The following is an 11,650-nucleotide window of genomic DNA, read 5'->3' as shown; positions in this document are numbered from 1 at the left end:
GCGAAAGCCGTCTGTGAGCGTTTACCATTTTGGTCAAAGCAGATTTTTGAGAGACAACGCGATGGCAACGCAATTCCGCTCGTCCAAGCACGACAGCAATTCCCAGACGGTTCCCAAGGTCAGGCTCTATGTGGAGCGGCCCGAAGCGGAGGAAAGCTGGTTCGTCAACGTAGGCCATGTGACCGACCGGGGGCGCTGGAAGACCGATGTGCACTCGCATCCCGATTACGGGCAGGTGATCTTCGTGCGCAGCGGCAGCGGTGCGGTGAATCTGGAGGGGCGCGCGGTTCCCTTTCAGGGGCCTTGCGTGCTGCTGCTGCCCACCGAAACAGTGCACGGCATGCGCTACGACATGGATGTGGACCGTTGGGTGGTGACGATTGATGTCACTTACCTCAAGCAGGTGAACACGCGGCTGCCGGAGTTCAGTCGTTTGTGGGCCGCACCACTCACGATCCCGTTGGCGGACGAGTCCGAAACCGCACAGCAGATGTTCACCATCATCACGCAATTGGGCTCGGAAATCGCGAACAAGCCTTCTGGACATGTGGTGGGAACCGAGGCCTTGCTGACCTTGCTGCTGTTGATGTTGGTGCGTCGCAGCCACCTCAATCAGGTGATCCCTGAGGATGGCCCGAGTCCCAAGGAGTCGCGCCTGGTCGAGCGGTTCCGCGAGCTGATCGAGCAGCATTACCGTCAGCACCTCCAACTTCAAAACTACGCATCGATGCTGGCGGTATCGTTGGTGCAACTGCGCACCGCTTGTGCTGCGGTGGCTGCGCAGAGCCCTACCAAGATGATCCATGCACGGCTTATCACCGAAGCCAAGCGGCATCTGATTTTTGGCGAAATGTCGATGGAGCAGATCGCGTTTGGATTGGGCTTCTCTGATGCGGCCTATTTCACGCGCTTCTTTCGCAAGGAGGTAGGGCAATCACCTAGCCAGTTCCGCATCACCGCAAGGCATCAGCCGCACGCTGCGTCAGCCTGAGGCAAATGGTGTCGGTTGATATACATCAAACGGCACCGGCCCACAAGAGCGGGCACGAAGAAAAGTGCCAGTGAATCTCTCTTTTGTGTAGTGGCGTTGCGCGGCGTACTCACTATTCTTCAATCCATCAGGAGACATACGGACGCAGGCCATTTTCATGTGCTCGCGATCCGCAAATACAGGAATTGAAGAACGTGAAGTGGAACCTCAAACCCGGCGCACTGCGTTGGCAAGGCGTCATCAGCGCAGCGATTTTCTCGCTCACGCTTTCGGCCAGCGAATACGGCATGTGCGCCGAAGACCTGATGGCCCTGAGCCAGTCGCAGACTGCACTGGTCTATGTGGGCGTGAACGGCAACGGCCTGCGCGCGCTGCGATTCGATGCGGGATCGGGTCAGTTGACGAGCCTTGATTCGGCAGCTGATCTGCCCAAGGCGCGCTGGGGTGTGGCCCATCCCACATTGCCGATTCTCTACATGACGAGCGATGACGGCACGCCAGATGGCAAGGTCACGGCCTTCGCCGTGGATCGATCGAGTGGCGCGCTTCGCGCTGTCAACCATCAGGCCACGGGCGGCAGCGGTCCTACCCATCTGTGGCTCGATGCTGCGTCCAAGACCCTGCTGGTGTCCAACTACGGCGGCGGTTCGGTCTCCAGCATTGCGCTCAATGACGATGGCAGTCTGGGCGCTTTGGCTTCCACCATCAAGCACCAAGGCACTGGCCCGCATCGCCGTCAGGCCAGTCCGCACGCGCATGGCGTGTTTGTGGACGCCAGCGGCAAACATGTGCTTGCGCCCGATCTGGGAACCGACCGTGTCTATGCCTACGCATTTGATCGCTCCAGCCACAAGCTGTCGGTGGCCGACCCAGCGCAAGCCTATGTGGCCGCAGCGGGCAGTGGTCCAAGGCATCTGGTGTTCAGCAAGGACCAGCGCTTTGTGCACCTGCTCAGCGAGTTGACGGCGGAATTGACCACCTTGCGTTGGGATACCCAGCAAGGGACATTCACGCAGGTGCAGAACCTGCAGACCCACAGCGCGCAGTTCGCGGGTGCCAGGAGCGGCTCTGAGATTGCCAGCAGCGCCGATGCTCGGTTTGTCTACGTCGGCGTGCGCGGCGAGAACCAGTTGCAGGTCTACGCCACCAATGCGGACAACGGTGAGCTGTCGCTCATTCAAACCATAGCCTGTGGCGGCGAGAACCCATGGACCTTTGCACTGCACGCTTCCGGCAAGTGGCTGCTGGTCGCCAACGAGCGCAGCAACCGCGTGAACGTGTTCAGCGTGGATTCCGTTACTGGTCAACTGAAGGACACGGGTCAATCCGCCGAATCACCAGCGCCCATCAGTCTCACCTTTGTGGATTGATTCCGGCGCAAGCCTGGAGTCGATCACATGGCGAACACCGGTGCGAGGGGTGGCACAAGAACAAGTGGCCGGGTTCGGGTTTCGTTGCTTTCAACAGTTTCCAAAAACTCAAATAGATATTCAGGAGCAATTTCCAAATGATGGATCGCAGAAAGACTCTACGTTTACTGGGTTCTGCAGCGTTCGCAGCACAGATGCCTTTGGCCGGTCTGGCGCGCGCACAGGCGCAAGCCGCCACCACGCAGGCGGCGAGCAAGAAGGGCGTGATGCTGATGAACCGCATCGCGCCGTCGGTCTCCGAGCTGTACATCGCCAATCTGGACGGCAGCAACGAGCGCAAGCTTTTGCTGGATGGAGACTTCGACTACAACGCCAGCCTGTCGAGCAATGGCGACTGGGTGCTGTTCACCTCCGAGCGCCGTGGCGATGGCCAGTCCGATATCTACCGTGCACGTCCCGACGGTACGGGCGTAGCGCCCGTCATCGTCGATGATTCGATGGACGACGCCGCCGCACTCTCGCCCGATGGCCGTCTGCTCGCATTCGTGTCCACGCGCAATGGTTACCGCGCCAACATCTGGCTCAAGGATGTGTACTCGGGCCGCCTCACGCAGCTCACCGGCATTGGCGACGTGCGCGGCAAGGAAGGCAAGCCCGATTGTTATTTCCGTCCTTCATGGTCGCCCGATGGCAAGTGGATTGCCTTCTCCAGCGATCGTGATACCGAGTGGACTGGCCACGACCAAGGGCAGGGCTGGGAGCACACGCAGGAACTGGCGATCTACGCGATTCGCCCGGACGGTACCGGTTTCCGCAAGGTCGTCGGCAAGCCCGGATACTGCCTTGGCTCGCCCAAGTGGTCGCCCGACAGCAAGCGCATCGTGTTCTACGAAATGACCGTGGAAGCCACCTGGGGCGCACGCCGTCCCAACTACATCGGCAAGGCTTATTCGCAGATCGTGTCCGTGGACGCAGCCACGGGCGGCGACCGCGTGGAGCACACGACGGGTACGGACCTCAAGATTCAGCCGCAGTACGTCAGCAATACCGAGATCGGCTATCTGATCAAGTACGGCCCCAACGAAGGCTTGGCCTACACGTCGAATCGCGCCCCGGTCAAGCAGACCTTTGTGCGTGCGCCGAACTGGACGGCCGATGGCAAATCGGTCATCTACGAAAAGGTGAATTTCAAACCGGTACGTCCGCTGATGAAGCCGTTGTTCAGCTGGGATTCGGACTTTGAATATCGCCACATCGACGTCTACCCGCTGATGTCGCGCGACGGCTGGATTGCCTTCACCGACAAGCAACTGGGCAACAGCTCGCTGTGGGTGATGCGCGGTGACGGCACGGACAAGCGCAAGGTGTTCGAATCATCCGGCCAAGGCCTGAACGAGGCCAAGGTCCGCATGGGGCTTGCCGGTGCGTTCCAGCCTTGCTGGTCGCCGGACGATCAATGGCTGGCTTTCGGCTTGGGCTACTGGTTCTTCGAGCGCAACACCATGGCCGCAGCCTTGTGGCGTGTGCGCCGCGATGGCACAGGCGCCGAGCAACTGACGGATGGCACGATCAACGCGGGCTTCCCGAGCTATTCGGGTGACGGCACGGAGATTGCCTACCGTGTGTGGGGCAAGGACGAGCGCGGCCTGCGCATTCTGAATCTCGAGACCCGCAAGATCCGCGTGCTGACCAACGGGCAGGACAACATGCCCGGCTGGTCACCGGACGGCCAGCGCATCGTCTTTACTCGCAAGCGCGAGGATGGCAACTACGACGTCTACACGATTCGTCCGGATGGAACCGATCTGTATCGCTGCACGGATCACGAATCCAGCGATGGGCATGCGGTGTGGTCTGCCGATGGACGCATTCTGTGGAGCGGCTCGCAGCATGGGTTCCGGGATGAGGCTGCTTTGTATGAGCAGACGTTCCAGCAGTATGGGCAGATCTATGTGATGAATACGGATGGGTCGGGTAAGCGCTTGCTTACCGATAGCAAGTGGGAGGATTCCATGCCTCTGTTTGTGCCTTCTTCTCGGTGATGTTTTCCCCTCCTCATGTTTTGGGGAGGGGGCTGATTTTTTGCTTCTGCTGGGTGGTTGTTTTCCGGTGCCGGGAGTTCCGCCCGGCGGCGGAGTCACTTTTTGCTTGCGCGCAAAAAGTAACCAAAAACGCGCTTTGAATACCCACGGCAGAACTCACTGCGCGCCAGGGCGCTCCGTTCGGACAACCGCCGTGAGTCAGTGGAATGCGGGGAGGAGGGGCACTTCGCGTTGCTCGTGCGGCATCTCGCGACTTCGCGAGACGCTTTGGTAGTTTGGGTATTTGATTTTCCTTTTTGACTTTCTTTTGTTCGTTCCTTCAAGCTCGCGCGATTCATGACCCTTGGGTTGTGATCGCGCATTTTTTTGTCTGTGTGTTCTTATGACGATCTCCCAATTCGACAATTTCATCGACGGCGCATGGTTTGCTGGCAGCAGCTACTCGCCCAACATCAATCCTTCCGACACGTCCGACGTGATCGGCGAGTATGCACAGGCCGATGCGGCGCAGCTCGACAGTGCGGTGAGCGCCGCGCGTGCGGCGTTTGCGTCGTGGTCGGTTTCCGGGATTCAGGCGCGCGCGGATGCGCTCGACAAGATCGGCTCGGAAATCCTCGCTCGGCGCGAGGAGCTGGGCACGCTGCTGTCGCGCGAGGAAGGCAAGACCAAGCCTGAGGGGATTGGCGAGGTCACGCGAGCGGGCAATATCTTCAAGTTCTTTGCGGGCGAGTGTCTGCGGCTGGCGGGTGAAGTCATGCCATCCGTGCGTCCCGGCGTGAGTGTGGAAGTGACCCGTGAACCGATGGGCGTGGTGGGCATCATCACGGCTTGGAATTTTCCGATTGCGATTCCGGCGTGGAAGATTGCGCCTGCGCTCGCTTATGGCAACTGCGTGGTGTTCAAACCCGCGGATCTGGTGCCGGGCAGCGCGTGGGCGCTGGCCGAGATCATCAGTCGCAGCGGCATTCCTGCGGGCGTGTTCAATCTGGTGATGGGGCGGGGCAGCGTGATCGGTGATCCACTGGTGAACCATCCGGGCATCAACGCGATCAGCTTCACGGGCTCGCAGACCGTGGGTTCGCGCATCGCGCAGCAATGCGTGCAAAGCCTCAAGAAGGTGCAGCTCGAAATGGGCGGCAAGAACCCGCAAGTGGTGCTCGACGATGCCAATCTCGACCAAGCGGTGGAGCTGTGCGTGCAAAGTGCGTTCTTCTCCACCGGCCAACGCTGCACCGCGTCCAGCCGCATCATCGTCACGGACGGCATTCACGACCGTTTTGTGGACGCGATGAAAGCACGCATGGCAACGCTCAAGGTAGGCGATGCCTTGGCCGCCGGCATCGACATCGGCCCGGTGGTCTCGCGCGCACAACTGGAGCAAGACCTGAGCTATGTGGAAATCGGCCAGCACGAGGGCGGCAATCTGGTGGCCGGTGGCGCGCGTCTTGAACTGGACAAGAACGGCTTCTACATGGCCCCCGCGCTGATCACCGACACCACGAGCGCCATGCGCATCAACCGCGAAGAAGTCTTCGGCCCGGTCGCAAGCATCATCCGCGTGCAGGACTACGACGCCGCTTTGTTCGAGGCCAACAACACGCCATTCGGTCTCTCCGCCGGCATCGCCACAACCTCACTGAAATACGCCACACATTTCAAACGACACAGCCAGGCAGGCATGGTCATGGTCAACCTGCCAACCGCCGGTGTGGACTACCACGTGCCCTTTGGTGGCCGCAAGGAATCAAGCTACGGCCCGCGTGAACAGGGGCGTTATGCGCAGGAGTTTTTCACTACGGTGAAGACGACGTATCTCGGGGTTTGAATATTGCCTTGCTGACGGTCTGGGGGTTCTTGGGGCGTTTGGTGCGGCTGTAGGTGTTCTCGACCCGCCGCTGCCCTTCGTGCCTTGGTGGCGAATGTTTGCGGGGCAGCGATTGCCGTCATTGATACCGCCAAGTCTACCGACCAGCTCAGGACACTCCTCGGTCGCTCGAGCCTGCGAGTGGGATCTTTGCGTGGGGCACGCTCATACCTTGGCGAGGAAGGCCGCCGCATCACCCGCTTCACACTTCCAGTCTGCGAAGACCCCAACCAGATTGCATTCCACGCAGTGGCAAGCGATGTAGTACCAGCGCACGTCATGTGTGCCCTTGTACACGGAGACGCCGGATACCAGCTCGAATACCTCGTTCTCGCACACGCACACGTGCCCGCCGGGGGCGGCCTGTTCAACGTAGTCCGCGCTGTCGCCCATGAGGTGTTCCTGCCCGCAGTCGCTGCACGTGCGGATTGCCACGCCGGCTTCTTCATCGGTCTGCAGCGCAAAAGTCCGGCACCCGCAATCGCATTTGGACGAGGCAAACCGGACGGCCTCATAGCCATTCGCAACGCTGTAGCTGCGCAGCTCCGCTTGGGTGTCACCGGACGTCGTCCCGTACATGAACTCGCCCTTTTTCGTCAGTGCCATTGATGTTGTTCCATTCTTCAAGGTGGGCTTCCCGGCAGATTTGACTCCAAGCTGCCCCTATCAGTTGGATTTTGCCTGAATGGATGGTGAATCGTCGCCAAGGGGCCGGTCCGGGTCGGGGTGGTCGCCGACAAGAGCTGCGGAAATCCTTGAATGCCGATTCTTGGAGATTGCAGCCAGAGACCATCAAATTCAGCTGTTGATCGCCGCCGACACTCGATGTTGAAGCTCTTATGTCAGCTCTCAGCCTGGAGTCGACGCAGGCATCGCTCCGCAGGAATTTCGCTTGAGGCTGGAAGCGAGTAGCATGCATTGGGCTGCAATCGCGGCTCTCCCAACGCTCTTTAGAAATGTGGCACTTTTCCTCGCTGCCACGCACCAGCCAGCCGCACACTGGACCATTCACCGTTTGGCGCGAACACAGGCGTCCGACAAGCCCGCGCGGCATCGACGGCCCACGAAAAAGAGCCCGCTCTCCTCACGAGAGCGGGCTCTATGTTTTCGGACCAACAGAACAGTTCGCGTCAACCCAGATTGAAGAACTTGCGCGCGTTGTTCTGCAGAATGTCTTCACGCTGTTTGGCGTTGAAGAATTCCACGTCCTTGACCAGCTTGCCGATGCGCTGTTCGCCGAGTGGATACGGGTAGTCGGAGCCGAGCATGATGTTGTCGGTGCTCATCACGTCGGTCAGCAGCTTGAGGGCGCCGGGGTCGAACACGGCGGAGTCCACGAACATGCGGCGGGCGTATTCCGAAGGAGGGCGCGGGCAGTCCTTGCGCACGATGTCGCGGTGCTTCCATGCGTTGTCTGCGCGGCCTAGCAGGTAGGCAAAACTTCCGCCGCCATGCGCGAAGCAGATCTTGAGCGATTCGGGAATGCGCTCGAATGCGCCGGACAGAATCAGCGACATCATCGAGAGCTGCGTTTCCGCTGCCATCGTGACTAGCCACGGCAGCATCCAGTTTTTCATGCGGCCGGGGCTGCCCATCATGTCCCAGGGGTGCTCCAGAATCGGGATGTCGTTTTCGGCGCAGAAGATCAGGAAGTCCACGATGTCGGGGTGGTCCATGTCCTTGTCGCCGACGTGATTGCCGATCTGCACGCCGACGCAGCCCGCTTTCTTGGCGCGCAGCGCTTCGGCGCAGGCGAGCTTCAGGTCCTGCAGCGGCACTTGCGACAGCGCCTTGAAGCGTGTGGGGTGCGCGGCGCAGAAAGCGACGGCTTTGTCGTTCATCTGCGCGGCCCAGTCGGCGGCCTTGTGGGCGTCCCACGAGTAGCCGAACATCACGGGCGTGGCGCAGACGATCTGCACGTCGATGCCTTGCTCGTCCATTTCCTTCAAGCGGAAATCCGGGTCCCACAGCGCCTGGTAGACCGGACGGAAGGGCTTGTTGCCCACCATGATCTGGCCTTCGCGCGCGCCGGGTTCAGCGGCCAGCCAGGGCGCGAGTTCGGCATCGACGGCGGCGGCTTCCTTCTGCGTGATCAACGGGAAAAAATGCGAGTGCATGTCGATCATGCAGAGACTCCTTGCTGTGCGATCGGGTTCAGTTTGGATGCGGCCAGTTGCTTGTGCCAGGTGGGGTAGTCGCGACCGGGATGGACGGTGCCGCAGCTGGTGCAGGTGCGCTCCTGTTCATTGGTGGCGTAGAACTGTTCGTAGACCGGCGGCAGGTCGGCGACGATGCTCTGCAGGTTCATTTCGTAGCGCTTGATGAGCTGTCCGCAGCATGCGCAATTCCACTGCAGTGCGTCGATCTGGTCCTTGCGGCGGGTGTGTTCCACCACCAGACACAGGCTGCCGGCTTCGGGGCGTTGCGGCGAATGCAGCACGTGCGCAGGCAGCAGAAAGATGTCGCCTTCCTTCAGTTCCACGCGTTCGTACTTGCCGCGATCGAGCACCAGCAGAAACGCGTTGCCCTTGAACTGGTAGAAGAACTCTTCGATGGGATCGTCGTGAAAATCCGAGCGACCGTTCGGGCCACCGACGACGGTGACCATGAAGTCGCCATCCTTCCACACCTGCGCGTTGTTGACCGGCGGCTTGAGCATGTGCTCGTGCTCGTCTATCCAGCGCTGGAAATTGAGTGCGCGTCCGTATTTCAGCATGGTATTTGTCTCCTGTTTCAGTGGTTGCTCACGGCGTTGGCCAAGGCGAGCGGCAGCCAAGCAAAGGCCGCCCTGCGGCGAGGCTGCGTCCCCCTCCCGCGCAGCGAGAGAGGGGGAAGGCGCGCAGCGCCTCAGGGGGTGATTTTTTTGTACGCCACGCCTTTTATTTCGATCAGCAGGTGAGGATGCGGCAGTTGGTGCACCGCCACCGTCGTGCGCGTGGGTCCGTTGAAGTCGAAGTACTCGGCCCAGACTTCGTTGTAGCCGCCGAAGTCGTTCATGTTCACGAGGAACACGCCGCATTCGACCAGGTCGCTCAGATCCGCGCCTTCGCTTATCAGGATGTCGCGGATGTTCTCGATCACCGCGCGGGTCTGCGCGCGGATGTCGAGGTTGGTCACGCCCATCGCGTCGACCTGCACGCCTTCGAAGGTGTTGTCCTTGCGGCGCGAGCTGGTGCCCGAGACGTACAGGAAATCCCCCGCCCGCTTGATGTGCGGGAACTTGCCGCGTGGTGTCGCTTTGCCTTCAACGACGGTTGCCTTGTTCTTGTCGGACATGCCTTTGTCTCCTTCCATCTTTCAGATTGTTTGCGCCGGTCTTCAGGCGGTATGGAACATCACCGAGCCGAGCGACGTGTCGCCGCTGCCGATGTGGCATTCCACGCTCATGCCGGGAGCCAGCGCTTCGGCGGCGGTAGCGCCACCGGCCATGATCAGCGAGCCTGCGGGCAGGCTCATGTTGGCGCCATGCAGCAGACGCGATGCCTGCACCACCGAGCGCAGCGGGTGACCGAGGATGGCCGCTGTCGAGCCCACTTGCACGTTGCGGCCGTTGACCTGCATGCGCACGCCGGCGTTGGTGAGTGCATCGAACTTGCGCGACCACGCACCGACCACCAAGCCAGCGGACGAGCAGTTGTCGGCCACCACGTCTTCGAGCGTGAACTTGAAGTTGCGGTAGCGCGAGTCGATGATTTCCATGGCGGGGGCGACGGCTTCCAGATAGTCCACCGCTTCGAGCGCCGTGAGCGGGTCGTCGATGGTCTTCTTGGTGACGAAGCAGACTTCGGGCTCCACGCGTGGGTGGATGTAGCGCTTCAAGTTCACGACCGCGCTTTCTTCTTCGAGCATCTGGTCGGTCAGCAGGCCCCAGATCAGGCTGTCCACGCCCATCTGGATCATCTTGGCGCGGCTGGTGAAGCCCAGCTTGATGCCCACCATCTTCTCGCCGCGCTCGATGCGGTGCGCGATCGATGCGCGTTGAATCTCATACGCTTCCGTCAGGTTGAAGTGGCCTGCGGGGAACTGCTCCACTTCGGTGGCTTTGTGCGCGCCGTCGTCCAGCAGCTTCGCCGCCTGTGCGATCTTGTCGTGATAGGTGCCGATCTTGTTCATTTCACACTCTCCGTTCTTATTGCTTTAGTTACTTCTGTGCGCCGAACACGGCGCTCACCGAGCCCAGACCTTCGATCTGCGCGGTGAACACATCGCCGGGCTTGGCCACGGCCATGGGGCCGAGCGCGCCGGTCATCACCACATCGCCCGCCTTCAGCGGCGTGCCCATGCGCACCATGGTGTTGGCCAGCCAGACGGCGGCATTCAGCGGGTTGCCAAGGCAGGCCGCGCCCACGCCCACCGACACCGGCTCGCCACGGCAATCCATGCGCATGCCGCAACCGGTCAGGTCGAGCCTGGACAGCTGCACGGGACGGGTGCCCAGCACGAACATCGACGACGATGCGTTGTCGGCCACGGTGTCCACAAGGCGGATGTCCCAGTTGCTGATGCGGCTGCCCACCACTTCGATGGACGCCACCGCGTAGGCCGTGGCGCTGATGATGTCGGCCACCGTGTGACGCTCGTGCACGAGGTCGCGGTCCAGAATCAAGGCGATTTCTGCTTCGGCCTTGGGCTGCTGCAGGCGATTCCAGGCGATCTCTTCGCCATCACCCACGGCCATCTCGGCAAACAGCGCGCCGAAGTCGGGCGAGTCCACACCGAGCTGCTTTTGCACGGCCACCGATGTGAGGCCGATCTTGCGACCGACCAGACGATGACCGAGCTTCAAGCGACGCGCGGTGATGTTCTGCTGCACGGCGTAGGCAACGGCGATGCTGTCGCCGCCCAGCGCTGTGATCTCATCGCGAATCGCGGGGATGGGCTGGTTGGTCTGCTCGGCCTGCCAGAGGCGGTCGGCGAGGGATTGGATGGTTTGTTCGTTCATCGACATGGCGGGGCCTTTCTGTCTTTCTTTCTGTTCTGATTCAGTTGCGATGGAACATGAATTCGATCTCGACCAGCGCACCAAGCGGCAGCGCGCTCACACCCACCGAAGTGCGTGCAGGCGGTGCCACTTGCGTGATCGGCGTGAATTGCTTTTCCCACGCCTCGTTGATGCGCGGGAACTGCTCCATGCAGGTGGTGTAGATGCGAGCGAGCATCAGGTCCTGCATCGCAAAGCCGTAGTCGGGCAGGGCGAGGTACAGGTTGTCGAAGATGCGCTGCGTCTGCGCGGCCACGTCGCCGTCGATCAGCTTGCCCGTTTCGGGGTCGAGCGCCACCATGCCGGAGACCACGCCGAGCGGTCCATTCTTCACGCAGGGCGTGTACATGAAACGCGGCTGCGGGCCATTTTTGCTGGTGATGAGTTCACGCATGTCGCCGC

General features: G+C 61.0%; 11 protein-coding genes. 4 read left to right on the top strand and 7 right to left on the bottom strand.

The window, feature by feature from the left end; all coding sequences use genetic code 11:
- Positions 1-61: 61 nt before the first annotated feature.
- From G7048_RS25535 to G7048_RS25520, 4 genes are all read left to right on the top strand, one after another.
- Positions 62-991 (top strand): helix-turn-helix domain-containing protein, encoded by a 930-nt coding sequence (locus G7048_RS25535; protein WP_166071293.1) that lies wholly within the window; start codon positions 62-64, stop codon positions 989-991.
- A 194-nt stretch (positions 992-1,185) separates the two neighbouring features.
- A complete protein-coding gene (locus G7048_RS25530) occupies positions 1,186-2,361 on the top strand; it encodes a lactonase family protein (protein WP_240933412.1) in 1,176 nt (391 codons plus the stop codon).
- Between the two features lie 140 nt (positions 2,362-2,501).
- The gene (locus G7048_RS25525) at positions 2,502-4,403 is read left to right on the top strand and encodes a PD40 domain-containing protein (protein ID WP_166071822.1); all 1,902 of its coding nucleotides are present in this window, start codon (positions 2,502-2,504) and stop codon (positions 4,401-4,403) included.
- A 382-nt stretch (positions 4,404-4,785) separates the two neighbouring features.
- Positions 4,786-6,228 (top strand): aldehyde dehydrogenase family protein, encoded by a 1,443-nt coding sequence (locus tag G7048_RS25520; RefSeq protein WP_205750433.1) that lies wholly within the window; start codon positions 4,786-4,788, stop codon positions 6,226-6,228.
- 204 nt (positions 6,229-6,432) lie between these two features.
- Here the strand turns inward: G7048_RS25520 and G7048_RS25515 are convergent, their stop codons facing one another.
- The 7 genes from G7048_RS25515 to G7048_RS25485 all read right to left on the bottom strand — a co-directional run bounded on the left by G7048_RS25515 (position 6,433) and on the right by G7048_RS25485 (position 11,642).
- The gene (locus tag G7048_RS25515; protein ID WP_166071292.1) at positions 6,433-6,873 is read right to left on the bottom strand and encodes a hypothetical protein; all 441 of its coding nucleotides are present in this window, start codon (positions 6,871-6,873) and stop codon (positions 6,433-6,435) included.
- Positions 6,874-7,397: 524 nt separating this feature from the next.
- Positions 7,398-8,393, bottom strand: a complete 996-nt coding sequence (locus tag G7048_RS25510) for an amidohydrolase family protein (protein WP_166071291.1) — start codon at positions 8,391-8,393, stop codon at positions 7,398-7,400.
- Complete coding sequence (locus tag G7048_RS25505) at positions 8,390-8,983, bottom strand: 3-hydroxyanthranilate 3,4-dioxygenase (protein ID WP_166071290.1); 594 nt, start codon at positions 8,981-8,983, stop codon at positions 8,390-8,392. Before G7048_RS25505 ends, G7048_RS25510 begins: the two co-directional genes overlap by 4 nt.
- Positions 8,984-9,114: 131 nt before the next feature.
- Positions 9,115-9,543 (bottom strand): RidA family protein, encoded by a 429-nt coding sequence (locus G7048_RS25500; protein WP_166071289.1) that lies wholly within the window; start codon positions 9,541-9,543, stop codon positions 9,115-9,117.
- 42 nt (positions 9,544-9,585) lie between these two features.
- The gene (locus tag G7048_RS25495; protein WP_166071288.1) at positions 9,586-10,380 is read right to left on the bottom strand and encodes a 2-keto-4-pentenoate hydratase; all 795 of its coding nucleotides are present in this window, start codon (positions 10,378-10,380) and stop codon (positions 9,586-9,588) included.
- A gap of 28 nt (positions 10,381-10,408) precedes the next feature.
- Positions 10,409-11,209: a 2-keto-4-pentenoate hydratase gene (locus G7048_RS25490; protein WP_166071820.1), complete on the bottom strand. Its 801-nt coding sequence runs from the start codon at positions 11,207-11,209 to the stop codon at positions 10,409-10,411.
- Positions 11,210-11,249: 40 nt separating this feature from the next.
- Positions 11,250-11,642 (bottom strand): RidA family protein, encoded by a 393-nt coding sequence (locus tag G7048_RS25485; RefSeq protein WP_166071287.1) that lies wholly within the window; start codon positions 11,640-11,642, stop codon positions 11,250-11,252.
- Between the last annotated feature and the right edge of the window lie 8 nt (positions 11,643-11,650).

The organism is Diaphorobacter sp. HDW4B (assembly GCF_011305535.1).
Taxonomy (GTDB): Bacteria; Pseudomonadota; Gammaproteobacteria; order Burkholderiales; family Burkholderiaceae_C; genus Diaphorobacter_A.
The sequence above is the reverse complement of the archived record's forward strand: the minus strand, read 5'-3'. Positions and strand labels throughout refer to the sequence as shown.